Annotated in this window: 29 protein-coding genes and 1 pseudogene; 15 read left to right on the top strand and 15 right to left on the bottom strand. The window is 71.1% G+C overall.

The genetic code is table 11. The annotated features are described in order from the left end of the window. The first annotated feature begins 276 nt into the window (after positions 1–276). From ACIBJH_RS47875 to ACIBJH_RS47845, 7 genes are all read left to right on the top strand, one after another. Positions 277–465 (top strand): hypothetical protein, encoded by a 189-nt coding sequence (locus ACIBJH_RS47875; RefSeq protein ID WP_399123362.1) that lies wholly within the window; start codon positions 277–279, stop codon positions 463–465. Between the two features lie 86 nt (positions 466–551). Further along, positions 552–758: a hypothetical protein gene (locus ACIBJH_RS47870; RefSeq protein ID WP_399123361.1), complete on the top strand. Its 207-nt coding sequence runs from the start codon at positions 552–554 to the stop codon at positions 756–758. A gap of 5 nt (positions 759–763) precedes the next feature. Then, positions 764–1102, top strand: coding sequence for an ArsR/SmtB family transcription factor (locus tag ACIBJH_RS47865; RefSeq protein ID WP_399123360.1), 339 nt, complete (start codon positions 764–766; stop codon positions 1100–1102). Beyond that, the gene (locus ACIBJH_RS47860; RefSeq protein WP_399123359.1) at positions 1099–1572 is read left to right on the top strand and encodes an ATP-binding protein; all 474 of its coding nucleotides are present in this window, start codon (positions 1099–1101) and stop codon (positions 1570–1572) included. The genes ACIBJH_RS47865 and ACIBJH_RS47860 overlap by 4 nt, the downstream gene beginning before the upstream one ends. A gap of 43 nt (positions 1573–1615) precedes the next feature. Then, positions 1616–1801 carry a DUF6126 family protein gene (locus ACIBJH_RS47855; RefSeq protein ID WP_399123358.1) on the top strand — a complete coding sequence of 62 codons (186 nt, stop codon included), beginning with the start codon at positions 1616–1618 and terminating at the stop codon, positions 1799–1801. 246 nt (positions 1802–2047) lie between these two features. After that, positions 2048–2548 (top strand): DUF834 domain-containing protein, encoded by a 501-nt coding sequence (locus ACIBJH_RS47850; RefSeq protein ID WP_399123357.1) that lies wholly within the window; start codon positions 2048–2050, stop codon positions 2546–2548. Next, positions 2545–2979: a pyridoxamine 5'-phosphate oxidase family protein gene (locus ACIBJH_RS47845; protein WP_399123356.1), complete on the top strand. Its 435-nt coding sequence runs from the start codon at positions 2545–2547 to the stop codon at positions 2977–2979. Before ACIBJH_RS47850 ends, ACIBJH_RS47845 begins: the two co-directional genes overlap by 4 nt. Before the next feature lie 4 nt (positions 2980–2983). Here ACIBJH_RS47845 and ACIBJH_RS47840 read toward each other — a convergent pair whose 3' ends face one another. From ACIBJH_RS47840 to ACIBJH_RS47810, 7 genes are all read right to left on the bottom strand, one after another. Then, positions 2984–4444, bottom strand: coding sequence for an NADH-quinone oxidoreductase subunit C (locus tag ACIBJH_RS47840; protein WP_399123355.1), 1461 nt, complete (start codon positions 4442–4444; stop codon positions 2984–2986). A 21-nt stretch (positions 4445–4465) separates the two neighbouring features. Continuing rightward, positions 4466–6121, bottom strand: coding sequence for a proton-conducting transporter membrane subunit (locus ACIBJH_RS47835; RefSeq protein WP_399123354.1), 1656 nt, complete (start codon positions 6119–6121; stop codon positions 4466–4468). Further along, positions 6121–6813: a hypothetical protein gene (locus ACIBJH_RS47830; RefSeq protein ID WP_399123352.1), complete on the bottom strand. Its 693-nt coding sequence runs from the start codon at positions 6811–6813 to the stop codon at positions 6121–6123. The genes ACIBJH_RS47835 and ACIBJH_RS47830 overlap by 1 nt, the downstream gene beginning before the upstream one ends. Then, a complete protein-coding gene (locus tag ACIBJH_RS47825) occupies positions 6810–7775 on the bottom strand; it encodes a respiratory chain complex I subunit 1 family protein (RefSeq protein WP_399123351.1) in 966 nt (321 codons plus the stop codon). Before ACIBJH_RS47825 ends, ACIBJH_RS47830 begins: the two co-directional genes overlap by 4 nt. Continuing rightward, the gene (locus ACIBJH_RS47820; protein WP_399123350.1) at positions 7772–9808 is read right to left on the bottom strand and encodes a proton-conducting transporter membrane subunit; all 2037 of its coding nucleotides are present in this window, start codon (positions 9806–9808) and stop codon (positions 7772–7774) included. The genes ACIBJH_RS47825 and ACIBJH_RS47820 overlap by 4 nt, the downstream gene beginning before the upstream one ends. Continuing rightward, positions 9805–10287, bottom strand: coding sequence for an NADH-quinone oxidoreductase subunit B family protein (locus tag ACIBJH_RS47815; protein WP_399123349.1), 483 nt, complete (start codon positions 10285–10287; stop codon positions 9805–9807). Before ACIBJH_RS47815 ends, ACIBJH_RS47820 begins: the two co-directional genes overlap by 4 nt. 152 nt (positions 10288–10439) lie before the next feature. Then, positions 10440–10790 carry a helix-turn-helix transcriptional regulator gene (locus ACIBJH_RS47810; RefSeq protein WP_093631627.1) on the bottom strand — a complete coding sequence of 117 codons (351 nt, stop codon included), beginning with the start codon at positions 10788–10790 and terminating at the stop codon, positions 10440–10442. 213 nt (positions 10791–11003) lie between these two features. On the opposite strand from ACIBJH_RS47810, the gene ACIBJH_RS47805 reads away from it, so the two are divergent. Both ACIBJH_RS47805 and ACIBJH_RS47800 read left to right on the top strand, forming a co-directional pair. Then, positions 11004–11189 (top strand): hypothetical protein, encoded by a 186-nt coding sequence (locus ACIBJH_RS47805; RefSeq protein WP_399123348.1) that lies wholly within the window; start codon positions 11004–11006, stop codon positions 11187–11189. 37 nt (positions 11190–11226) lie between these two features. Next, positions 11227–12021, top strand: coding sequence for a 2-phosphosulfolactate phosphatase (locus ACIBJH_RS47800; RefSeq protein ID WP_399123347.1), 795 nt, complete (start codon positions 11227–11229; stop codon positions 12019–12021). A gap of 11 nt (positions 12022–12032) precedes the next feature. On the opposite strand, the gene ACIBJH_RS47795 is transcribed toward ACIBJH_RS47800, so the two are convergent. From ACIBJH_RS47795 to ACIBJH_RS47770, 6 genes and pseudogenes are all read right to left on the bottom strand, one after another. Further along, complete coding sequence (locus ACIBJH_RS47795; protein ID WP_399123346.1) at positions 12033–12446, bottom strand: anti-sigma factor antagonist; 414 nt, start codon at positions 12444–12446, stop codon at positions 12033–12035. A gap of 35 nt (positions 12447–12481) precedes the next feature. Continuing rightward, positions 12482–12907 (bottom strand): ATP-binding protein, encoded by a 426-nt coding sequence (locus ACIBJH_RS47790; protein WP_399123344.1) that lies wholly within the window; start codon positions 12905–12907, stop codon positions 12482–12484. Next, positions 12907–13314 (bottom strand): pyridoxamine 5'-phosphate oxidase family protein, encoded by a 408-nt coding sequence (locus tag ACIBJH_RS47785; protein WP_399123343.1) that lies wholly within the window; start codon positions 13312–13314, stop codon positions 12907–12909. Before ACIBJH_RS47785 ends, ACIBJH_RS47790 begins: the two co-directional genes overlap by 1 nt. Further along, positions 13311–15044, bottom strand: coding sequence for a SulP family inorganic anion transporter (locus ACIBJH_RS47780; protein WP_399123363.1), 1734 nt, complete (start codon positions 15042–15044; stop codon positions 13311–13313). Before ACIBJH_RS47780 ends, ACIBJH_RS47785 begins: the two co-directional genes overlap by 4 nt. Continuing rightward, positions 15044–15382 carry an ArsR/SmtB family transcription factor gene (locus ACIBJH_RS47775; RefSeq protein WP_399123342.1) on the bottom strand — a complete coding sequence of 113 codons (339 nt, stop codon included), beginning with the start codon at positions 15380–15382 and terminating at the stop codon, positions 15044–15046. Before ACIBJH_RS47775 ends, ACIBJH_RS47780 begins: the two co-directional genes overlap by 1 nt. A gap of 195 nt (positions 15383–15577) precedes the next feature. Next, positions 15578–15882: pseudogene (locus tag ACIBJH_RS47770) on the bottom strand (zinc ribbon domain-containing protein YjdM). An 84-nt stretch (positions 15883–15966) separates the two neighbouring features. Between ACIBJH_RS47770 and ACIBJH_RS47765 the strand changes: the two are divergent. Then, positions 15967–16095 carry a hypothetical protein gene (locus tag ACIBJH_RS47765; RefSeq protein WP_399123340.1) on the top strand — a complete coding sequence of 43 codons (129 nt, stop codon included), beginning with the start codon at positions 15967–15969 and terminating at the stop codon, positions 16093–16095. 341 nt (positions 16096–16436) lie between these two features. Here the strand turns inward: ACIBJH_RS47765 and ACIBJH_RS47760 are convergent, their stop codons facing one another. After that, positions 16437–18053 (bottom strand): Mu transposase domain-containing protein, encoded by a 1617-nt coding sequence (locus ACIBJH_RS47760; protein ID WP_399123339.1) that lies wholly within the window; start codon positions 18051–18053, stop codon positions 16437–16439. Between the two features lie 857 nt (positions 18054–18910). Continuing rightward, entirely contained in the window at positions 18911–19774 is an 864-nt protein-coding gene (locus ACIBJH_RS47755; RefSeq protein WP_399123338.1) for an acyl-CoA thioester hydrolase/BAAT C-terminal domain-containing protein, read from the bottom strand. Between the two features lie 868 nt (positions 19775–20642). Here ACIBJH_RS47755 and ACIBJH_RS47750 point away from each other — a divergent pair. From ACIBJH_RS47750 to ACIBJH_RS47730, 5 genes are all read left to right on the top strand, one after another. Next, positions 20643–21188, top strand: a complete 546-nt coding sequence (locus ACIBJH_RS47750; protein ID WP_399123336.1) for a SigE family RNA polymerase sigma factor — start codon at positions 20643–20645, stop codon at positions 21186–21188. Then, complete coding sequence (locus ACIBJH_RS47745) at positions 21185–21892, top strand: SecDF P1 head subdomain-containing protein (RefSeq protein WP_399123335.1); 708 nt, start codon at positions 21185–21187, stop codon at positions 21890–21892. The genes ACIBJH_RS47750 and ACIBJH_RS47745 overlap by 4 nt, the downstream gene beginning before the upstream one ends. Before the next feature lie 402 nt (positions 21893–22294). Next, a complete protein-coding gene (locus ACIBJH_RS47740) occupies positions 22295–22603 on the top strand; it encodes a transposase (RefSeq protein ID WP_399123333.1) in 309 nt (102 codons plus the stop codon). After that, a complete protein-coding gene (locus ACIBJH_RS47735) occupies positions 22600–23472 on the top strand; it encodes an IS3 family transposase (RefSeq protein ID WP_399123332.1) in 873 nt (290 codons plus the stop codon). Before ACIBJH_RS47740 ends, ACIBJH_RS47735 begins: the two co-directional genes overlap by 4 nt. A gap of 77 nt (positions 23473–23549) precedes the next feature. After that, complete coding sequence (locus tag ACIBJH_RS47730; RefSeq protein WP_399123330.1) at positions 23550–24365, top strand: tetratricopeptide repeat protein; 816 nt, start codon at positions 23550–23552, stop codon at positions 24363–24365. Positions 24366–24475: the final 110 nt, after the last annotated feature.

Here is a 24475-nt window from a genome sequence, read left to right as displayed (position 1 = left end):
CCTCCGGGATCGACTTCCCGGTCTCCATCACGATCCGTACCGCCCCCTCGCGGAACTCCGCATCGTAGAGGCGCTTCTTGGATGCCATGACCCCACCTATCCCTCCGGTCACGGTCTCCACAGTAGGAGGGGAACCTCACTCGCTGTGTCTGCGGCGGCGTGGAGTGCGCCCGAGGCCGCCTTTCAGTTCCTTCTTGATCCGAGCCACGTCGACGCCGAGATCGTTGAAATCCGCCGCGCCGCGGATCCGGCGTCGGTGGCCAGGACGCACAGCAGATGCTCGGTGCGCACCGCGGACTGACCTCGCTGGGCGGCGAACCTGCCTGCTCGGGCGACCGCCAGCCCGGCCTCACGATCGCCCACAACGCGAAGCCCTTCGTCGATGCCGTTGCTTTCGCCCTCCAGTGCGCCTGCGGGGACAGGGTGCGCGAGTTCTGTGTCTGCGCGCGGCTGGCCGAGGTGTGAGATTCCAAGGCGCCGTCGCGCTGCCGGTCACACCACGGCACTACACTTGAAGAGTTCTTCAATTCGTTAGTTGCGGTGGTCTGTAGATGGTTCAGGGTGTGGAGGTCGGGGTGGGCGAGGTCGTCGAGGCGCTGCTGGCGCGGGTACGGGCGGCCCGGGCCGGGCTGGCGGCTGCCGTGGCGGCCGAGGACCCGTATGCCGTGGCGGTGGCGCAGGACGAGCTGGACGATGCGGTGCGGTTCGCCCGCCGGCACGGGCTCGATGTCACGGTGGCCGGGGCGGATGAGGAGTGATCGGGATGCCGGTTCCGCTGTACGAGGCGAAGGCGGAGTTCTTCCGGATGCTGGGGCATCCGGTGCGGATACGGGTGCTGGAGCTGCTGCAGGACGGGCCGAAGCCGGTGCGCGACCTGTTGGCCGCCATCGAGGTCGAGCCGTCGAACCTGTCGCAGCAGCTGGCGGTGCTGCGCCGTTCCGGGATCGTCACCGCCACCCGGTCCGGCTCCACCGTGGTGTATGAGCTGGCGGGCGGTGATGTGGCCGAGCTGCTGGGTGCGGCGCGCCGGATCCTGTCCGTGCTGCTGGCGGGCCGTCAGGAGCTGTTGGCGGAGCTGCGGGGCGCGGAGCCGGTGCGGTGACGGGCGGAAGCGCGTTCGGCCCGTGGCGGCGGGGCCGTCGGCCCGCGGCGGCGATGGAGCACGTGCCGTCGCCGGTGCGGCGCCACATCGTCTCGGTGCCGGTCGGGCCGGATGCGGTGAGGTTGGCCCGTGAGGCGCTGGCTGGACGGTTCGGGGAGGTCGGTGTCGCGCCGGGCTCCGCGTTCGCCGACACGGTGGTGCTGGTGGTCAGTGAGCTGGTCACCAATGTGCTGCGGCACGCATCGCGGTCCCCGGTCGCCGACGTGGGCATCACGGTCGGCGCGGGGCAGCTGGTCGTCAGCGTCGCCGACGCCGAGCCGCGCCTGCCGGACCTCGAACCGGGCGGGATGGGGGCGGGGCTGCGGCTGGTGGCCGAGCTGGCCGCCGCGTACGACGGCGACGTCAGCGCGGAACCGGCCATCGACCATGACGGCAAGGTGATCCTCGTCCGGTTCCGTATGCCGTCGTAGCCCATATCAACGTGCAGAACGCGGGAAGCAGGGAGACGAGACTGTGCGTGAGGGAGCTGAGGCGTCCGAGCCGCCGGAGAGCCGGCGGCGCGAGCAGCAGGTCAAGGACAGGGAGTCGCGGATCGAGCGTGGTGTCGCGATCCGGGTGGGCTTCTACATCTTCGGCACACACCTGTTCGCCGGGTTCATATGGCTGCTCTTCTACCTGGGCCAACACGCGCGCAAGTAACCGGAAGACCGACAGTCCCCATACGGAAAAGGGCCACCCGGCCGCGCATTGGGGCCGAACGGCCCCTGTGGGACCACCAAGACATCGGTGAGGCTGTTGATCAACGGAGCCAGTGGGCGACCGTTGTGCTCCCGTATGCGGCTGCCCATGCCTCCTGCTCGGCGGCTACCCTCAACGCGGCTTGAAGACTTCTTCGAACGGCTGGTTGCCGTGGGCAGCACGGTTGGCGAGAAAGGACTGCCGAGGGTGATCGCTGTTGTGGGGCACGCGGATCTCGCACCCTGGACCCTGGCCCTGCTGGAAGACGAGCTGCGCGCGCGGCTGGCCCGGTGCGCCGAGACCGGCCGGACGGGCCTGGTCCGGGTCGGGCAGGGGCTGCCGGTGGCGTTCGGACGGGCCGCGCAGCAAGCAGGTCTGGCGCTGGTGGCGGTGGTGCCCACGCTGAACCGGGTGCCCGCACTACTGCGGGAGCGGGACCGGCGGGCGGCCGGGGAACTGTTGCTGCTGTCGCAGCAGGTGCGGCTGGTGGAGTACGACCCCGCGGACCGGGATGCCTGCGTCCGGGCAGATGAGCGGCTGCTGCGCGACTGCGCCCGGGTGCTGGCGATCTGGGACGGCACCGCCTCCACCGGCCAGGACACCACCGCTCACCTGGTGGCCTACGCGCGCAGCCGCGGCATCGACGTCGAGGTGCTGTGGCCCGACGGTGCCGAGCGTGTGCCGGGGCCCGGAGAGGAGTCGCCATGACAGCCGGTACACCGCAGCGGGTGCACATGGTCGAGCTGGGCCGGGACGAGGCACTGAAACTGCTGGCCGAGGCGCCGCTGGGCCGAGTGGTGTTCTCCCACCAGGCGCTGCCCGCGATCCGCCCGGTCAACCACCTCGTGGAGGCCAACGGAGACATCGTCATCCGCACGCACACGGGGTCCGCGCTGCTGGGCCGCGCGGCGCTCTCCGGGGTGGTGGCCTACGAGGCCGACGACCTCGACCCGGCCACCCGCACCGGCTGGAGCGTGGTCGTCACCGGCACCGCCTCCCGCGTCTCCGATCCGGCCGAACTCGCGCGCTATCAGGCCGCACTCACGCCCTGGGTCGACACGGAGATGGCACATGTGGTGCGTATCCGGGCCGACATCGTGACCGGATACCGGCTCGTGGGCCGCGAGCCGGGTTCCTGACCGGTCACAGGTCGTTGCCGGCGTAGGAGAGATTGAAGCTTTTGTTGGTCAGCGGGAAGTCCGGGACGATCGTGTCGCTCAACGCGACCGGCAGGGCGGGCCAGTTGAAGAAGGACGGGTCGACCGGCTTGACCCGGGCCAGGGTGCCGTCGTCGGCGAGTTCGACGCGGGTGGCGATGGTGCCGCGCCAGCCCTCGACGAGGCCGACACCGTTGCGGGGGCCTTCCCCCGGGCCGGTCGGCCTTCCGTGGACGGGGCCGGTAGCGACACAGTCGGACAGCTCCCGGATCAGTGTGAGAGAGGCGTCGATCTCTTCGGCGCGGACCAGGAAGCGGGCCAGGACGTCGCCGCCGGTGTGGACGGGAACCCGGCCCGGTTGCCCGTGCGGAGTAAAGGGATGCTCGATCCTCGCGTCCAGCGACAGGCCGCTGGCGCGGGCGACGTAGCCGAGGCAGCCGATGTCACGGGCGGCCTCATTGCGCAGGATCGCGGTGCCGGTGAACCGGTCGTGGACGGTGGAGTGGCCCAGTGCCAGCCGGACGATCTCGCGGATGTCGTCGCCGATGCCCTCCAACTGCGTACGACCGGGCAGGGTGCGCAGCGCGCTGCCGCCGGGGACCACTCCGCCGCGCAGCAGCCGGTGTCCGGTCACCGTGTCGTTGAGGCGCAGGAGTTGTTCGCGCACGCGCTGGGCGTGGGCGTTGAGGATGCCGTGGCCGACGTCGTTGCAGAGCATGCCGAGGTCGGCCACGTGGTTGTGGAGGCGTTCGAGTTCGAGCAGCAACGCGCGGGCACACTGGGCCTGTTCGGGGACGGCGGTGCCGGTGGCCTCCTCGACGGCCAGGCAGTAGGCCAGCGCGTGGCCGACGGCGGTGTCGCCGCTGATGCGCTCGGCCAGCGGCAGCCCGGCCGCGACGCTACGGCCCTGGAAGAGTTTCTCGATGCCCTTGTGGACGAACCAGAGGCGGGCCTTGAGTTTGAGGATGGTCTCGCCGACGACGGAGAAGCGGAAGTGGCCGGGTTCGATGATCCCGGCGTGGACGGGGCCGACGGGGATTTCGTAGACGCCGTCGCCGGTGACCTCCAGAAAGGGGTAGGGGCCTTCCTGCTCGCCGAAGGCGGGCGGGTCGCCGGCGTCGGGGTGCATCGGGTACCAGCCCTTGGGCCAGTGGAAGTGGCGCACCAGGCGGCGTGGTTGGGGGTGGTCGAGGGGCACGATGCCGTGCAGGTCGTGCATCTCGCGCTCGAACCGGCCTGCGGGGAAGGACAGATGGGCCAGGCTGGGCACCTCGGGGTGACCGGGGTCGAGGCGTACGTGGAGCTCGATGCGGGTGTCGGGTGGGCCGGAGACGAAGAGGTAGACCAGGCGTACGGCGTCCTCGTCGTGGTGCGCAGCGACCAAGGCCAGGCGGTGCCCCTCGCGCAGCAGCGCCTCGGCCCGCTTGCGCAGTTCGCTGGTGTTCACCTCGTGCACGGTGCGCATCGGTCAGGGCCTTTCCAGGACGGCGGCGGCCTGGGTGAGCAAGTGGCCCAGCGGGCCGGTGGCGATGCCGAGAGCGGCGCAGGCCGCCAGACCGGCAGCGAGGGGCCACAGGGCAGAGGGTCTTTCCCCGGTCGCCTCCGCGGGTCCCAGCAGCATGCGCGCGGTGCGCGTGGCGAGTGCGGCGAAGGCGACCAGGACCAGCAGGAGGGCGGTGGCCGTGGCCCAGCCGAGGCCCGCTCCGGCGGCGAATCCGGCGCGGGCGATGCCCAGTTCGGAGGCGAAGGGGCTGAACGGCGGGAAGCCCAGCAGCGCCACGACCGCGAGCCCGAACAGCGCACCCAGCCAGGGAGATTGAGCCAGGAGCCCGCGCACCCGGCCGATCTTCGTCGTGCCGCGCAGGTGCAGGATCTGCCCCGAGGCGCAGAACGCGGTGGCCTTGGCGAGTCCGTGCCCGGCGATGTGCAGCAGGGCGGCGGACAGGGCGAGCGGGCTGCCGATCGCCGCGGCGAGGGCGATCAGGCTCATGTGCTCCATGCTGGAGTAGGCCAGCATCCGTTTGTAGTCGCGCTGGGCCAGCAGCAACCCGGCGGCCAGGGTGAGGGTGAGCAGGGCGATCCCGGCCAGCAGGAACCGGGTGAAGTCCGGGCCCAGGGCCGCATCCGCGATGACGCGGTAGCGCAGGATCGCGGCGAAGGCCACCGACAGCAGCACTCCGGACATCAGGGCCGAGACCGGGGCGGGTGCCTGGCTGTGCGCGTCGGGCAGCCAGGCGTGCAGCGGGACCAGGCCCGCCTTGGCGCCGTAGCCGAGGACCACCAGGCTGATGCCGAGCCGGGTGACGGCCGGGTCGAGTCGGTCCGCACGGGCCACGAGCGTGGGCCAGTCCAGCGCCCACGCCTCGGCGATGCCCGCCTGCCGGGCCGCGTAATACAGCAGCACGGTGCCCAGAAAGGCGAGCGCGATACCGGCCGAACAGATCACCACGTACTTCCACGCGGCCTCGACGGACGTGCGGGTGCGGCGGTGGCCGACCAGGAACGCCGTGACCACGGTGGTCGCCTCGATCGCCACCCACAGCACGCCGAGGTTCGCGCTCACCACGGCCAGGCACATCGCACCGAGGAACGTCTGGACCAGCATGTGGTAGCGCCACATGGTCCAGGCCGTCGCGTTCCCGGCGGCCCGCTCCGCCGCCAGATGGGCAGGCGCCGAAGCACAGGCGATGAAGGCGACGGTGCCGACGACCAGCAGCATCCACACGGTCAGCGCGTCAGCCCGCAGCAGCCCGGAGTACGCGGACACCCACCCGCCGTCGACGCGCTCCGCAGCCAGCAGTGCCGCGCAGGTGAGGATCACCGTCGGGGAGGCCAGTGCGGCCCAGTCGGACGGGTGACGGGCCCGCGCCGGGGAGGCGACGGCCGGCTTCCCGGGTGCGGAGGCGGGGGCCGCTTCTTCCCTGTCCGGCAGGCTCGTCACGCCCGCCGCAGTGAGCACAGGGGCTTTCCGCGCCCGCTGTGGACGGCTCTCCTGCGTGCGCCGGACCGCCGGCAGCCCGTGCGGCAGCTCATGCCTGACGAACCCGGTGAGCGCGTACCCGGCGGCCACGGCCAGCGGAACGGCGGCGGGCGCGGTCAGCAACAGCGCGGTGGTGGCGGTCATCAGTCGTGCAGCTCCCGCAGGTCGTCGATGTCGGTGGTGCCGAACGCCTCCCGCACCCGCACGGTGAGCAGCTGCAACACCAGAACGGCGAGCAGTACATCGAAGGAGACGCCGAGTTCGACGATCAACGGCACCCCGGAGGCGGCCAGGAAGGCGGTCGCGGTGATGCCGTTGTCCAGCAGCAGGAAGCCGACCACCTGGGCGAGTGCGCGGCGCCGGGTGACCAGGACGAAGAAGCCGATCAGGACGACGGCCAGGCCGACCGGCAGCGCACGGGTGGCGGGCGTGGGATCCAGTTCGACCAGGGGTCGGGCGACGGCGTAGGCGAGGAGGGTCAGCGCGGCGGCGGTCAGCAGGGACGCGGCGACATTGACCAGGGGCTGGGTCTCGCGCGACTCCTCGTGTCCCTCATGGCTGCCGTCCCGCTCGGCGACGAATGCCTTGAGGGCGCGGCGGATCAGGTAGGGCAGCAGGCCGGCCCGCAGTGTCCCTATACCCACCGCCACCACGAGCAGGCCCCACCGGTCCTCGTGCAGTCCCAGGAGCAGGGCGATCGCCGCGAGTGCGACGCCCTGGAGCGCGAAAAGCCGCACGATGGCGGAGAGTTCACGCCGCCACAGCACCACCACGGCGGCCAGCAGGAACGCCCCGCAGGCCAGGTCGAGCAACTGAGTGAACAGGCCCTCGCTCATCGCCCTCCTCCCTCTGCGCCCAGGAAGTAGGAGGCCGTCACCGCGAGCAGCGCCAACAGGAAGGACCCGGCGAGGAGTTCGGGCACCCGGAACAGCCGGAGTTTGGCCCAGAAGACCTCGACCGCCGCCAGCGCCATGCCCAGGACCATCACCTTGAGCACCACCAGCAGCAGGGCGAGCAGCACGGCAGTGAGCGAGACGCCGGTGGCGATGCCCCACGGCGCGAACAGCGAGGCCAGCAGCCCCAGCAGCACGGTCAGCCGCAGCTGGGCGCCGAACTCGACCAGCGCCAGGTCGGGTCCGGCGTATTCGAGGACCATCGCCTCGTGGACCATGGTCAGTTCCAGGTGGGTGGAGGGGTTGTCCACCGGCAGCCGGCCGCTCTCGGCCAGCACCGCCACCGCGAGCGCGGCGATCGCCAGCAGCCCGGCCGGAGAGGTGAGACGGGCGGGCTGGTCGGCGGCTCCGGCGACGATGACCGGGAGGTTGGTCGACCCGGCCGGTATCGACAGCGCGAACACCGCCACCAGGATGGTGGGTTCGACCAGCGCGGCGATGGTCATCTCCCGGGAGGCGCCCATGCCGCCGAACGCGGTACCGGTGTCCAGGCCCGCGAGCGCCAGCGCCAGCGTGCCGAGCGCCAGCAGCGCCACCACCAGGATCAGGTCCGCGCGCGCCCGCACCGGTGTGTCGGTGGAGACCAGTGGCACCAGGACGGCCAGCACCAGCGAGGTGGCGACCAACAGGGGCGGCGCCCAGCGGAACGCGGGGCCGGTGCCGATGGGCGTGATCGGTTCCTTGCGCAGCAGTTTGCGAACGTCCCGCCAGGGCTGGAGCACCCCGGCGCCGGCCCGCCCCTCCAGGCGGGCCCTCGTCTGCCGCATCAGCCCGGTCAGCAGGGGCGCCCCGGCCACCACCGCGCCCACCTGGAGGACGATCGCCGCGTATCCGACCGTGTTCACCAGCCCACCACCAACACCACCAGCAGGGCGACCAGCCCGAAGAAGCCGTAACCGAGATACGTATGCACGCTGCCGCCCGCCAGCCTGCGCGCCGACTGCCCGGCCGCGGCGAGGAGGTCGAGGACCGGCCGGTACAGGCGGTGCTCGATCCGGTCGGGCACCCGGTTACGGAAAGCCACCCGCTCCACGAGATACGCCGACTCGCGCACCGGCGTGACATCCACGTCCTGCTCCGGGGCCAGCACGTCGTCGAAGACCCGCTGCAGCGGCTCCGCGAACGAGGTCGCCGTATACGCCATCCGCGGCGTCGGCGCCCCGCCCCCGCAGTCCCACAGCCGAGCGTTCATCCGCCGCCGCTGACGCCGCGACGCCCACCTCGTCGTCGCGGTGACCGCGCCCAGCGCCACCGTGAGCGCCGCCACCACCCACAGCGGGGACAGCGAGGCGGATACCTCGTCCAGGCGCACCCGCAGTCCGCCGCCGGATACCGGGTGCGTCCCGGAGAAGCCGACCGCTGCCACGGCGCGGTCCAGGCCGTCGCCCAGCAGCCCCGGCACCAGGGCCAGCGCCGTACACAGGGCCGCGAGCAGTCCCATTCCGGCCAGCATCAGCAGCGGCGACTCCTGTGCCGCGGCGGCCTGTTCGGTGCGCGGCCGGGCGAAAAAGCCCACACCGAGTGCCTTGACGAACACCGCCGCCGCCAGCCCCGCAGACAGGGCGATCACCGCCACCGCGAGCGGCAGCACGATCGCCGTGGTCACCCCGGGCACGGCGAGCCCGTGGATCATCGACTGCAGCAGCAGCCATTCGCTGATGAACCCGTTGCCCGGCGGCAGCGCCACCGCCCCCAGCGCACCGAGGGCGAACAGTCCCGCCGTTATGGGCATCCGGGCTCGCAGCCCGCCCAGTAGATCCAGGTTCCGCTCCCCGGTGGCCCGCAGCACCGAGCCCGCCGCGCCGAACAACAGGGACTTGAACGCGGAGTGGTTGACCACGTGCAGCAGCGCCGCCGCCAGCGCCAGCCCGGCCAACGCCTTGTCACCGGCGTGGGCGAACAGCCCGGCCGCCCCGACACCGAGCACGACGAGCCCCATGTTCTCGGAGGTCGAGTACGCCAGCAGCCGCTTGAGATCCGAGGCCATCGCGGCCTGCAGGATCCCGTACACCGCCGACAGCCCGCCCATCGCCATCACCAGCAGCCACCACCAGGCCGGCCCTCCGCCCAGCAGATCGAACCCGACCCGCACCAACCCGTAGACACCGAGGTTCACCATGGCCGCACTCATCAGCGCCGAGACCGCGCTGGGCGCCTCGGGGTGCGCCCGGGGCAGCCACGCGTGCAGCGGCACCAGGCCCGCTTTGGAGGTGAACGCCGTCGCCGTGAGCACGAACACGAGCCCGCGCACGGTCGGCGACATCCCCGCGGTGCCGGTGCGCAGGGCGGCGAACGTCTCTCCGCCGGCCTGCGACGCATACACGGACAAGCCCGCGAGCAGCAGGACAAGGCCCAGGTGGGTCATCACGGCATACCAGACGGCGGCCTCGCGCACCGACGCTCGCTCCCGGTGCTCGGCCAGCACGAGGAGCAGCGAGGTGAGCGCCATCAGCTCCCACAGCAACAGGAACGTCGAGACCGAGGCCGCCGCCGGCACCAGCACGAGGGTCAGTGCGAACAGCGGCAGGAGCGCCTGCGCGCCCCGCGAGCCGAGGCCGTGCGCACCGTGCCCGGCCACATAGCCGACACCGTAGAGGGCCACCGCCGCCACCACGGCCCCGGCCACCGCCATGAACAGTCCGGACAGAGCGTCCACCGCGAAGTGCGTCCCGGCCAGCGGGAGCAGCCCGGGAATTTCGGCCGACCAGCGGCTTCCGCCCAGAGCGGCCACACCCGACGCACCACCCGCCACCCCCACACCCGCTGTCAACACACCCACCACCGCACCCCGGCCCCGCTGCGGCAGCACCAGCCCGGCCGCAGCGCCCGCCACGCCCAGTCCGGTGGCCGTCGCGAGGGCGGCCGGGATCAGGCTCACCGTCCGGTCACTCTCCGCAGCGCGGCGACGATCTCGGCCGGCCGCGGCGGGCACCCGGGCACCACCAGATCGACCGGTACGACGTCGGAGACGGCGCCTTCGACACCGTAACCGCCCGCGAACTCCCCGCAGTCGATCGCACAGTCCCCGACCGCGACCACGAGCCGCGGCTCGGGCATCGCGGCGACCGTGCGGCGCAGCGGCTCGGCCATGTTCCGGGTCACCGGCCCCGTCACCAGGGCCACGTCCGCGTGCCGGGGCGAGGCCACCAGCCGGGCACCGTAGCGCTCGGCGTCGTAGACCGGGTTGAAGGCCGCGGCGATCTCGATCTCGCAGCCGTTGCAGGATCCGGCGTCCACACAGCGCACCTGCACCGAGGCGCCGAACTCCCTGGCCGCGGACGGCTGTTCGCCCTCCGGCATGGGCGGGGCGGGCTCGGCCACCCGGCCGGTCTCCCGGATCTTGCGCAACAGGCCCATGAACCCTCCCTGACACGGTGAGGACTTGCTCGCGGGTGTCCAACCCGCCACCCACGAGCGGAGATACAGCATTTGGCGGTGGAGGCGGCCGCCTCCCGCACCAGGGAGCACTGTCAACTCCCGAAAGACGGCCGCCGGTTGAGGGGCCGTCGTTATGACGGCGGTTTGGCCTGCGCCTGGGCGGCCTGCAGGTCGGCGAGGAGTTCGGCCTGCCCGGCGAGCACGCCGGAGAGGATGGTGCGGGCGACCCTGAGCAGTTCGGCGATGTCCGGGCTGGTCAGCGAGTAGTACACGGTGGAACCCTCCTTGCGGGTCACCACCAGGTTCGCCCGTCGCAGCACCGCGAGCTGCTGGGAGAGGTGGGCGGCCTCGATGCCCACCTCGGGCAGCATCTCCGCGACCGCGTGCTCGCGCTCGCTCAGCAGCTCCAGGACCCGGATGCGGGCCGGGTGGCCGAGCGTCTTGAAAAACTCGGCCTTCAGTTGGTACAGCGGCGTACTCATCGTGCCGCCCTCTCCCTCGCGAAGCAGCATTGCTGTACCGGCCGGTCCTCGGCGCATCGCATCCACCCACTCGTCACACACATGCGGCCATCCTCACCTGCGGCCACGGCCACACCGAATCCGCGTACGAGAACCGGGCCGCCCGAAACCAGCGGTACGACCTCAACAATTGCTAACATTAGCAAGTCCATACGTGTTGTGAGGGAGGCTTGCGTGAGAATCATTCCGCTGCGCGGCCCCGGGGTGGCCTGGTACAAGTGCCCCGCCTGCCGCCTGAAGTGCCGCCCCAGCGCCGTCGGCGCGGAGGGCGCGTGCCCCCGGTGCGGACACTCCCACATGATGCGGCTGTCCTTCGGCGGCCGGAGCGCGGCGCCGGTGCCGCCCGGCGACCGCAGCTGACCGCCGTCGGCACGGGGAGGGGGCAAGGGGGTGGGGCGTGGGTGACTGGGCCGTTCAGTCCGGCAGCGGGATCCGCTTCGAGTGGGGGCCTGCCGGGGCGGGCCGCCTCGCCAGAGAGGCGGCCTGTCTGGTCGTCGTCGACGTGCTGTCCTTCACCACGGCCGTGAGCGTCGCCGTCGAACGGGGCATCCGGGTGCTGCCGTTCTGGCTGCCGGACGGCTTCGCCGCTCCGGCCGAGCGGGCCGCGGCGCAGAAGGCCGCCGCCGTATACGCGCGGCAGTGCGGGGCGCGGCTGGCCCTCGCCCGCCACGCCGTCACCCCCGAGAATCCCTGGTCCCTCTCCCCGGCCCACCTGCGCCGCGCCCCGTTCGTTCCGCGCCTGGTGCTGCCCTCCCCGAACAGTGCCGCCATCGTGGCGGCTGCACCGCCGCGGGTGCGGGTGGTCGCCGCCTGCCTGCGCAACATCCTCGCGGTCGGCGACTGGCTCACCGACCAGGGGTATGGCACGCCCGGCCGTCCGGTGGCCGTGATCGCCGCGGGCCAGCGGTGGCCGGACGGCAGCCTGCGCCCTGCGCTGGAAGACCTGCTGGGCGCGGGCGCCCTCATCTCCGACCTGCACGCCCAGAGTGCGGGACCCCTGTCGGCCGAGGCAGCGGCCGCGAAAGCGACCTACGAGGGCACCGCCGACCTCAGGCGCGCGGTCACCGGCTGCGCCTCCGGCCGGGAGCTGGCCGCCACCGGTTTCATCGAGGACGTGGCCATCGCCACGGAGGAGGACCTCTGCACCCTCGCACCCGTGCGGGAGGGCGACGGCGCCTTCGCCCCCGGCTGACCCCGGCGGACTCACTCCTGTGCGTGGTCGGTGCTCGGCCAGCCTGTTGTGCGCCACTCGTGGCGGCCCTGTGCCGGTTCGGCGTGCCGCGTGCTGTGTGCCGCGAGCGCGCCGGCCAGATCGCTGTGCACGGGGATGGGCGGACAGTCCGCGTCGGGCACGAGGGAGCCGTCTGCGGGGATCGCGGCCAGTTCCAGGCCGCGACCCGCTGCGGCGAGACGGCGTGCGGCCTTGGTGATCGCCGTCTGGCCCTCGGCCGACCAGCCGCGCAGCGCGGTCAGGTCGACGATGACCGGACCCCTCCCGCGCTGTACCACCCAGCCGATGGCACCGGCGAAGCGGTGGACGGCGTCCGGGCCCAGGTACCCGCAGACGGACAGGATGCCGAGTTCCAGCTCGACGGTGTAACGCCACTCGATGGTCATGATCGTCAACTTCCTTGCACGTCAGCCGGTCTGCTTCACAGGGGGAGGGTGATCCAGATGCTCTTGCCCCTGCCGTCGGCATCGCTCCGGACGACCGCCGTGCCGCCCAGGCCGAGGGTGAGCTCCATGACGGTCGCCAGGCCGCCGGACCCGGCGTCGATGAGCGTCGCGTACAGCGCCGGCTGATGGGGGTGACGGTCGTGCACGGCGAAGGCCAGGGTGTCCTCGCCGGCGGCGTAGATGACGGTCAGCTGAGGGGAGAGTTCCGCGGCGTGCCGGACGCTGTTGGTGACCAGCTCGCTCAGGATCAGCAGGGCCGGATCGACGGTGGGATGGCGGGGGCTTATGCCCCACTCCGCCAGTGCCCGCTCGGCGGTCTCCCGGGCCGCGCGGACCGCGGACGGCATCGTGGGCAGGGTCAGTACATGCCGGTGGGGCAGGGCCTCCAGCCGGGTGCTCATCACGCCTCCGCGCGGGCGAGGCGGAATCCGGTGACGGTCCGGGGGTGCAGGCGCAGCAGGGTGTCGTGCGGGCCGTGCGTCCAGCCGCTGAGAGCGCGCCGGTAGTGGGCGGCCTCGTCGGGGTCGGTGATCATGTCGGCCCGTCCGGCGACGGTGACGCTCCAGCCCGTGCCGGTTGCCTCGCGTACCTCGTCCACGTGGTAGGTCACGTCGAAGGGGACCGCGGCGGCGGGGGCGGGTGTACGTACCACCAGGCGCCCGTACTCCCAGGTGTGGTGGCCGGGCCGGACGGCGGTCAGGTCCCGCTGCGTGTACACCAGCCGCCCCAGGGTGCTGCCCTCCAGCAGCCATAGGGCTTCGGTACCGGAGACCTCGACCATGCGCAGCGATGCGGGCAGAGTGCTCATCCGACGGTTTCCTCTGTTTCCTCGCTGATCGGCCGCGGCGTCCGGGCGGGGAGCGGCGGCATGACACCGGCGCATTCCAGGTAGCTGCGGGCGCCCCGGATCGCCTCGGGTGTGGTGGCGTACTCGCGCCCCTCCAGGCGCAGCAGCTCCAGCGCCCCGAGCGAGTCCAGGACCTGGCGCTGGCCGGGGCGTATCCCGGAGGTCATGACGGCGATGCCTCGGCGCTGGAGCTTGTCCACCGCGTCCTTGAGGACGAGCGCGCCGGTGGCGTCGATGGTGCTCACCCGGGACATGCGCAGGATGACGACGCGGACGTCGGCGACTTCCGCCAGCTCCAGCAGGAAGCGATGGGCACCGGCGAAGAACAACGGGCCATCGATGCGATAGGCGACGATGTGCTCGGCCAGCAGCGCATGCTCCTCAGCGCTGTGGTCGCCGCGGTCGAGGGGGACCTCTTCGAGGCGGGCCTGCAGGGCCACGGCACGCAGGGCGAGGGCGCCCGCGACGACCAGGCCGATGATCACGGCGTAGACGAGGTCGAGCGCGAGCGTTGCGACGGCGGTCAGCACCAGGATCAGCGCGTCGGAACGGGTCGCCTTCGCCATCGCCCGCAGCGAACCGACCTCGACCATGCGGACGGCGGTCGCCAGCAGCACGCCCGCCAGCGCGGCGAGCGGAATCTTCGAGACGAGCGGCGAGGCCGCGAAGACGATCACCGCGAGGACCGCGGCATGGACCAGGGAGGCGAGCCGCGAGCTCGCGCCGGTACGGACGTTGACCGCGGTCCGCGCGATCGCGCCGGTTGCCGGGACGCCGCCGAACAGTGGGGCGGCGATGTTGGCCAGGCCCTGGCCGAACAGCTCCCGGTCGGGATCGTGCTTCTGGCCGACCGTCATCCCGTCCGCCACCGACGCCGACAGCAGCGACTCCAGCGCGGCCAGCGCCGCCACCGCCACCGCCGGGGCGAGCAGCGAGCCGAGCGCCCCCACGTCCAGGAAGGCGAGGGAAGGCGCGGGCAGGCCGGACGGCAGGTCACCGATCGGCTTCGCCGCGTCCAGGCCGGCGAGCTGCGCCACCACCGTCGCCGCGATCAACGCGAGGATGGAGAAGGGGACCGTGGGCCGCCGGCGGGCGCCGATCAGCATGACGGCGGCGACGGCCAGGGCGAAGGCGGCGGCGGTCCAGTTCGGGTGCTGCGCGAACTCCTGGAGCGCGTGCCAGGCCACCACGAGGACCCGGTCGCCCCCCGGCTTGGGCACGCCCAGGGCGTTGGGGATCTGCTGCAGCCCGATCACGCAGGCGATGCCCAGCGTGAAACCCTCGACGACCGGCGCGGGCACGTACTGCATGTACTTGCCGGCCTTCAGCACCGCCAGGACGACGAGTATCACCCCCGCCATCAGGCCGACGGCCAGCACCCCGCCCGGCCCGTGCTCGGCGACGATGGGCACCAGCACCACCGTCATCGCACCGGTGGGACCGGACACCTGCAGATTCGAACCGCCGAACACCGCGGCCAGCGCTCCCGCGATCACCGCGGTCGCCAGCCCCGCCTCCGCGCCGAGCCCGGAGGAGACGCCGAAACCGAGCGCCAGCGGCAGCGCCACGATCGCCACCGTCAGGCCGGCCAGCAGGTCCCGGCGCGGATCCCGGCGCATCTGCGCCAGATCACCGCGGCCGGGCAGCAGCCCGGCAAGCCGGCCACCCACCCGGCCCAGCAAGACTCTCATCACGCGGAAACCCTGGTATCCCGCAGCTGGGCCAGCAGCTCGTTCTGCCCGGCCAGCACGTCACTCAGGATCCGGCGCGCCACCCGCATCAGGTCGGCGACATCCCCGCTGGCCAGCGCATACACCACCGTGGAGCCCTCACGCCGGGAGGCGACAATGCCCGAGCGGCGCAGCACCGCCAGCTGCTGGGAGAGGCTGGAGGGCTCCACCTCGATCGCGGCCAGCAGCTCCCGCACCGGCATCGGCCCCTCCTGCAGCAGCTCCAGCACCCGTATCCGTACGGGATGCCCCAGCATCCGGAAGAACTCGGCCTTGGCCTGGTACAGCGGAACGGACACGGCTTCCTCGCCTTCCCGACGGCGCCCCACCCGGCGCAGACATGACGGCTGCGCCCGCGGCTACCGGCGACGGACACAGCCAGCACAGCATCTAATGAATTGCGAAAATTTGCAATTCAGCATCATGTTGCTGCCCGGCAGACTTCTCCAAGCCGGACGGCGGACCGAGAGGAAGGCGGTGGCTGCCGGCTGCAGTCAGGCTTTCTTGACCACACTGGACTTGAGCTGCATCGCACCGAAACCGTCGATCCTGCAGTCGATGTCGTGCCCGTCGACCCCGTCGACCAGCCGGATGCCGCGCATCTTGGTGCCGGCCTTGATCCCCAAGGGACTCCCCTTGACCTTGAGCGCCTTGACCACGACAACGGCGTCGCCGTCCTGCAGCACATTGCCAACCGCATCCTTGACGACCCACTGCCCGGCAACGCCCCCGCCCTGTGCGCCACCCTCGGCGGGAACCCACTCGCGGCCGCACTCCGGGCACACTGCAAGGCGTTCATCTCGTAGGTGTACTCACACGAGCACTTCGGACAAGCAGGAAGGTTCGAGACGTGCTGTTGCGGCTGTGAGAGGAGGAGACGTTGATGCAGGTGGAGATCGAGGACGCAACGCTGCGCGACACTGACATCACCCCACCGGATCTCAAGGCGAAGCTGGCCGCCTACGGCGTTGCGGTCCACACCCTGGCCACGATGGTGCCGCCCTCAGCATGAGAACGCGGCTCGCGAACGACAGGTGCATGGTTGCCTTGATGCTCCCGTAGATCGCGAACACCGCGTCCATGTCCTCGATCGAGAGTTCGCGAGGGTCTAGTAGTGCTTCGTTAGGCTCTGGTTCTGCGTGTGGCGAGGGGGTGGCCGCAGGTGGTGCAGGTGCTGGTCCAGCACCTCAGCGGGTCCTGGAGGGCGTCCAGGGCCTGGTAGAGGGTCAGGCCGGCGTGTGGGCTTTTGGGTCGAGGCGCCGGAGGCCGGGGCGGCTTTGCGCATATAGGGCAGGCGCATGCGGCGCCTGAGCTTGTCGAGTTCCTCGGGGAGAGCGGGCGGGTTGGGGAAACTCATGGAGGTGCCGTTCTCTTGGCTGACGTGCAGTCAGAATGTGGTGGTGGGCGGGATGTTGATTCAGCGGCCCAGGGCCTGCCAGCCGATGGTTCCGTTCTGGACCGAGTGGGCCTCGTCCGCGCGGACGACCTCGCCGGCGGGCTTGCTGTCCGCGATGTGTCCCAGGATCGAGAGCAGGTCGTCGTCGGCGAACCGCCCGGCCGTGGCGGCCAATCCAAGGGCTGGTCGACTTTGTCGTTGCCCAGGACGGTGGCCAGCTCGACCGCGCGGGCCATCTTGGCGCGGATGCGGACCGCGCCGGCGGGTCCGGCCTCCTTGAGCCAGCGCCCGGCCCCGGGGCCGATGCCCACGAACGCGATCTCCGCCTCCGAGCGTGGCCGCAGCCTCGGCTGGTGGATGCTGCGGCCGTCCGGATGGCCGGGATAGTGGGCGTCGATGATCTGCGGAACACCGGGGGTGGAGAGCTGGTGGCGCCAAATCTCCGACAGATCACCGGAGTTGGTGCGGGCCGTGATCGACAGTTCCTCGCCGACGACCCGGCACCACACCCGCGCGCCGGTATAGCCCGGCGGGGTCGAGTAACGCACCGAGTTGAAGCTGATCGTGCGATCCGAGCCGACCAGCCTCTCCTCGCCCAGCGCGAGCGCGAGCGGCTCAAGGGGAAGAACGTGCAAGGTGGTGCGTTCGACGTCCAGGCGGTCGGCGGGTATCTGACCGGTCGCCCGGTGACGGCGGGAGTTCACCTGCTCGCACCACGTGCGGCAGGCATCCGCGAGCTCGGCGAAGGAGTCGTAGGCGGCCAGCAGGTTCGCATCTGTGGGCACCAGGTCGGCCTTCGCGATACGGACCGTGGCCTCCGCTCCGCCCTTCGACTCGGGGTCGTAGGGCACGCAGCTGACCACCTGGCAGCCGTAATGCCGGCCGGCGGCGACCATCTGCGGATGGCGGACCGGAATCCCGGCGATGTGCTCGACGGTGACCGTCTTCGCGTTGTCGGTCAGTACATACGTCGGCGCCCCGCCGATCCGCCGCAGCGTGGTGTCCAAACAGGCCACCAGCGTGCCCAACGTACAGTCCCAGACCGGGATCACGACCCGGAACCGCGACCAGGACAGCCATGCGCAGAACAGCCAGGTCCGCCGGCCGCCGATCCGCGGCCCCTCGCCCCAGTCGAACTGCAGCCACCGGCCCGGCTCGGGAATCCACGGCCGGTACGTTCGTCGCTGCGGTGCCGCCGTCAGCGGGTCATCCGTGAGGAGCGTCCACTCGCGGCGCAGCTGAGCGGTCGATGCGCCCTCACACCATTCGTGCAGGACGGCGGTCACCACGGCGAGGCTGTCGGTGCTGCCGAAGGCGACCCAGGGTGATCCGGAGTCCGCGGAGATCTGCATACGGAACTCGCGTTCGTCGTCGTTGGTCGCATATACCGCGAACCGCGCCATTCCCCGAATACGGCATGCGGCTACCGCCGGGGCGAACCCCTCAACGGGTTCCATGGGGCCGACAGCGTGCCCGTGGCGAGCCGCTTCGTGAGTCAGCGCTTCTCCCAGGCCGCCCGGCACCGCCAACTCCGGATAGAGGTCGGTCGGCACTTCGCATGAACGTTCTTTCATGCAGATACCGTAGGTCGCGGGGCGGAGGTGTGACCCGCCCGAAGCCCGGGAGCAAGCGCACCGCGTCACGGGATCGGCGGCCCTTCTGAGGTGTTGCTGAAACTCATCGACACTTCCAGCTTCGAAACCGCCCGACCGTTGCTGGAACTCGTCGACAGTCGTTGATGCCCTTCATCGACATGCTCAGCCGGCCAGGTCCGCTCGGAGCCGGCTGCCGGGGCCCGCCGAACGACATCACAGCCAGGTCGTCTTTTCGTGTGCGGTCCCGGCGGGTGCCGCACCGGGCCAGGGAGGATCGTGGGTGTTCTGAGTACCCCGGACGCCGGGGTCGTGGCGCGGCCTTGAGGAAGTCCGCACGCGACCGCCGTGTGGTCGGCACACGTGCGGACTCCCGCTGTTGGTGCTGGTCGCCCAGGCCGGCCGGCAGGGCTCGGCCGCCGCGAAGGACGTCCTGTCCGTCTGCGGGTGATGCACCTCCCGAGATCGCCGCTGTCCGGGCCGGCCTCGCCGGCGCGGACAGGCTCGTGACCCGAGCCGGGCGGCGCCTCGACCTCGTGGTCAGGGCCGCCGGCCGTCCCAGGGGCGCGAGCGGGTTCGTCGTCGCGTGGCGTGGAGGGGTCGTCGGGCGGAGCCGGGCCTGGATCACGCACGCCCGTCGGCATCCGCGGGACGGCGAACGCCCTGTCCGGCGCTCTGGGGACGCTGATCACCTGGGCGGCCATGACCCTCCCTCATGACGGGTTTCCCGGTACGGGGGAGGGCGCCGCCCGCGGCTGGCCGGCAGTCGACCGGCCTTGCGGCGCGCCGGGTGTCGGTGTGTGGGGATCGGGCTTTCTGGTGGGTGGTGTCCGGGGTGTTCAGGTGCCGTGGACGGCGGCCATGACGTGTGGCCAGGCGGCCGTTCCCAGTGCTGTGCCGGCTTCGGGGGTGCCGCCGTGGGCGTAGCGGGTGGAGGGTGGCGGCGGTATCTCGTCGGGGAAGGTGATGCGGTGGCCCGCGTCGGGGCGGGTGATCACAGTCGTCTCGCGTCCGGCCGCGGCGCGCCGGGCGGCGAGTTCGTCGGCGAACCGCAGGGACGGCCACATCCTGTCGGCGCCGCCCGCGACCAGCACCAGATCGGCGTCGGTGTTCTCGACCGGGATGGCCGCGGCGCCGAGACGGTCCTGGTGGGCGATGAGGCTGGATTCGTACCAGTCGAGCAGGGCGACCGGCGCGCCCGGGGGCTCCGGCGGAAGCCAGGACTCGGTATAGGGGACGAAGGGCAGGGGGTGTCCCTGCCAGGTCCAGCTGGACCGGTACGGGTGGTCCCGGCCGTCGTGTCCGGGGCCGACGTTGGCCCAGACGACCGACGAGGGGGCAAGTGCGATCACAGCGTCGGCGCAGTCCGAGAGCGTGGACACCAGCAGCGCTGCCTCGGCGCTCTTGGAGAGTCCCAGGATGCTGACGCGTTCGGCACCGCGTTCGCGCAGCAGTCCGGTCGCCTCCACGAGGATTTCCAGCGGAAGTTCACAGATGCCGGGCGGTTGCCCGGGTCCGCCGAACCACCGGACCGTTGCCGCGCTCACGCCGGCACGGGCGAAGAGCCGGCAGCGTTCGCGCTCGATCCGGCCGCTCGATCCGGACAGCACAAGCACGCCCGCGCTGCCGCCACCGGCTTGAGGCGTAGCGATGAAGCCTGTCCAGGGGGCGGTCAGTTCGTACTCGGCGATGTCGGCGGCCATGCCGTCAACGTAGCCGAGGCCGCCACAGGCGGATCGGCCCCCGGCGCGTTCGGGGATCCTGCGACCTGGGCGCCGGTCCTGAATGTAGGCGCGGAAGAGCCCTGTTGTTGACGGGAGTCGGGTGAAATGGTCCCGTCGCGGCGGGCCGGAGTGAACGTGCCCGGGGTGTCGTCGTGCAGCGGGCCCCGCTCCACCAGCCGCTTCAGCTTCGCTCTCGTACCCTCGGTCTTCCCGGTCCCGGCCGACAGCCCGATCCTCGGCACGACCTGCTCGGCACGCCCTGCTGGGCGCGGACCGGCCCCGGCGCGTCCGCCACCACCTCCACGATGTCCCGATACACCCGCGGCAAGACCTCCGGCCCCATCCCAGGCTGCCAGTTCGGCGCTGACAGGACACCGATGACCTGCCGCTCGACCCCTGCATACGCCGACGTCATCGGCTCATCCACACGCGCCTGTCCGGCATCGACGGCGGCCACCGACCTCTCCGGACTCATCTCCGCAAGCACTTCCGTGACCGTCTCTCGCGCGATCCGTATCCGCTCCAGCCCCTCCCCGGCTGTCTCCGGCTTCCCGGACAGCTCGGCGAGTTCGGCTTCCAACTCCTCCACCCCGAACCCGGGCAGCTGCCTCGCGCGCTTCCATTTCCTCGAACAGGGAGCCCATCCGCCCCCTCCTCCACGACCGCGGGAGAGACGAACGGCCCCGAGCGCAGCCCCGCTCAGTGCTCTTCCCGCTCAGCCCTTCCCTTCAGAGGAGCCGCACCCTTCGGCGTTGCTGTCCGGTGGACGGGGCGGAGAAAGTGGGTGCGGCAGGGCAGTCGTTTGCGTGTTCGTACCCGTCTTTACGGGGGAACGAGGGAGGGCGCATTGAACGCCGACGAGGAACACGAGTTCCGCGAGTTCGTGGCGGCGCGGTCGAGATCGCTGCTGCACACGGCCTACCTGCTGACCGGGGACTGGGAACAGGGCCGGGACCTGCTCCAGACCGCGCTTGCCTCCACGGCCCGACGCTGGTCCAAGCTCCGTGACCGGGAACAGCCGGAGATCTATGTGCGCCGCGCGCTCTACCACGCCCAGGTGGATCGCTTCCGGCTTCTCAGTTGGGGGCGGGAGACGGTCACGGACTCCGTGCCGGACCAGCCGTCCGCACAGGGCGCCAACTGGGCCGACGCCGTCGTCCAGCGGCAGGACATCATGACTGCGCTGCGGCGGCTGCCCAAGCGCCAGCGTGCGGTGATCGTGCTGCGCTACTTCGAGGACCGGCCCGACAGCGAGATCGCCGCGATCCTGGGCGTCGCTCCGGGCACGGTCCGCAGCCAGACCCACAAGGCCCTCGTCACGCTCCGTGTCACTCTGGCCGAGGCAGGGCCGTCCGCCTCCTCCAATGCCTCCGGAAGGGGCGTGACCGCATGAACGACTCGACCGGGGAGCTGCTGCACGAAACGTCGCTGCACGACACCTTGCACACCCATGTCCGGGAGCGCGACGGTGACGTCGGCGCCCATCTCGTCGGCCTGGCAGACGGCGCGTTGCGGGTCGCCCGGCGGCGGCAGCGGCTGACGCGCGCCGGTGTCGGGGTTGCCCTCGCCGTGGCGGTTGCCACCGCCTGGGTGGCTGTTGCGGACGGCGACCCGCTGCGCGCCCACGTGGTGCAGCCTGCCGAAGGGCGGGGCGCCACAGAGGCGGCCACGGTCTCCCTCCTGCCGGTCACCTCGGCGACAGAGCGGGCCTGCACTCCGGCCGGCGGCGGCTATACCGTGCACCGCACCGAGACCCACCCGGCGATGTGCATTCACACCGACCCGGCCGGCGGCATGAGCGACGTCCGCGTTGCTGCTGCGAAGGCCGAGAAGGGCACCGTCGACGGCAGCTGGCAGGTGGAGGTGACCCTCACGCCCGCCGACCGGACCCGTTTCGCCACGCTGACCGGCTCCCTCGCGTCGGCCCCGGCCCCGCGCAACCAGTTCGCCATCGTCGTGGACGGCAAACTCTGGGGCGCCCCCAGCGTGGCCCACTCGATCACCGTGGGCCGTGTCGAGATCGTCGGCGCTTACGACGGAGACCTCACCAGCGCCATGGCCCACGACCTCGCCCAGCGACTTGACCCCGGCAGGTGAGCGGCCAACTCCCGCTGTGAGAGCGGCAGTTCAGGGAAGGTGTCCGTCGTGCGGGGCGGCTTGCCGGGTCGCGGAGACCGAAGTCGTTGAAGGTTTGGATCTGACGTTCGCACGGTTGCTGACGCTCCGCTGGTGTTGTAGCGCGGGGTCGGCGGCCCCGGAACGGGTGCGGACACCCGCGTGACGTCTTTCCGGACATCCGAGGTCGTCCAGGATGCTTCCCTGCCTACGGCCTGTGGAGTTCCCGTTGCCCCGAACCCGAAGACGCCGGTCCTCGCCCGCGCGCACAGCTCGAAGGGCGCGGTGGAGGCTGTCCGTGGCATCGCAGCCCGGCTGGGGTGGGCTTGATCCGCTTTGACGGACATTCGAGATCAGGGGTTCTGCCCCGGGAGGATGTCCATCATGGAGAGCATGGGGAAGAAGAAGCCTCGGCCTCGTCGTTCGTTCACGCCGGAGTTCAAGGCCGAGATCGTGGAGCTGTGTCGTCGTGGTGACTGCTCGGTCGGTCAGATTGCCAAGGACTTCGACCTGACGGAGACCGCGGTGCGGCTGTGGGTCAGCCAGGCCGAGGTCGACGCCGGCGAGAAGGACGGGCTGACCAGCAGCGAACGCGAGGAGTTGGCCGCGTTGCGGCGGGAGAACCGCCGACTGCGGGAGGACGTGGAGGTCCTCAAGCGGGCCACGGCTTTCTTCGCGAAGGAGACCCGGTGACGGTGCACCCGTTCATCGAGGCGGAGAAGCGAGACGGTCACAACGTCAAGCGCGTGTGTGAACTGCTGCAGGTCTCCCGAACCGCCTTCTATGCCCGCCGCAGTGGCAAGCCCGGTCCGCGGGCGGTCCGTGATGCCGAGCTGACCGGGCAGATCACCGAGGTCCACGCCAAGTCGCGCGGCACCTACGGCGTTCCACGCATCCACGCCGTGCTGAAACGCGAGGGTGAAGTCTGCAGGCGCCGCCGCATCGCCCGACTGATGCGGGCTGCGGGCCTGGAGGGCCGATCCCGCAGACGACGGCACCTGACCACCGTTCCTGACCCTCGCGCCGCCGCCCGGCCCGACCTCGTCTTGCGGCAGTTTGGTCCCGACCCAGCCGGCGTCGACACCCGCTGGTGCGGCGACATCACGTATGTCCCGACGGAGGAGGGCTGGCTGTATCTGGCCACCGTCATCGACATCGCCTCCCGCCGCGTGGTCGGCTGGGCCACGGCCGATCACCTGCGAACCGGTCTGGTCGCCGACGCCCTCACGGCGGCCTGCCGCCAGCGTTGCCCAGCCCGGCCGGTGATCTTTCACTCGGATCGCGGCTGCCAGTACACCAGTCAGCAATTCGCTTCCCTGGCAAAGGAGTTGGGTGTTCGTCTGTCCGTCGGCCGGACTGGGCAGTGCTGGGACAACGTGCTCGCCGAGTCGTTCTTCGCCACCATCAAACGGGAGTTGCTCGACACCACCGTCTGGTCCAGCCGGGCCGCCGCCCGCACCGCGATCTTTGATTTCATCGAGGGCTGGTACAACTTGCACCGACTGCACAGCAGTCTCGGCTACCGCAGTCCCTCCGACTACGAGACCGCACTCGCAGCCTGACCACCACACCGACGGTGTCCGTCAAAGCGGAACAAGCTCACCGCGCTTACGCGGGACGGGGAATCGCCCGCAGCCACATGCACCAACACGAGGCTGCCCTAGCTGACTTCGACCAGGCCCTCAGGATCGCCCCTGACGAATCACTGCACTTGGTAAACCGCGGCATCACCCGTCTCAACCTGCGTCACTACGACGACGCTCTGGCGGACTTCGATCAGGCTCTCAACCGGAACCGCAGCAGCGGCCGGGCCATGACCTTCCGGGGTCTGACGCACCACCGCATGCACCGGCACCGGGCGGCCCTGGCCGACTTCACGAGCGCCCTCACTCTCGATCCGGACCACGCAGGGGCCTACGCCGCCCGAGGGGACGTCCACCTCACCCTGGGGGACATGCAAGCCGCGCTCGCGGACCTCGACCGCTCACTCGCGCTGGAACCCGATGCCGCCTGGCCGCGCTGCTGGCGTGGTGAGACGCACCGCGCTCCAGGCCGCCATGGGGAGGCGCTTGCCGACCTCGAGCACGCCATCGCACTGCGCCCCGAGTGCGGATGGTTCCACTATCAGAGCGCCCTTGTTATGCGCCTGACCGGTTCTTCCCTGGAGAGCGAGCGATGGCGGCGGGCACTGGAGATATACGAGGAACAGGCTGCTACGGCGGAAACGGGCGACCTGGCACGAAGCAATCTCCTGGTGGTGCTGTGCGGACTGCCCGACTGGGACCGCGCCGAGAGCCAACTGGAGTTGTTCCTGTCGCTCTCGCCCTCCTGGCACCAGATCACGGAGGCAGTTGACGACCTGGAGGACCTCCGGCGCGCGGTGTCCGTCGACGAGCGGCGGCTGGCTGTGATCCTCGGTCGACTCCGGGAGGCGCTGGAGAGGCGATGCCCGTAGGGGTGGTGGCTCGCGGCTGGCTTGGTGTGTTCGTGTGCTGCTGTCGTAGCGCCATGTCGTGTGCGGCCTTCACCATCGCTATTCGGTTCATGCTTGTAACGCATGTTGAA

This window comes from Streptomyces sp. NPDC050548, from assembly GCF_044457385.1.
In the GTDB taxonomy this organism is placed as follows: domain Bacteria; phylum Actinomycetota; class Actinomycetes; order Streptomycetales; family Streptomycetaceae; genus Streptomyces.
This window is presented reverse-complemented; position numbering and strand designations above follow the sequence as displayed.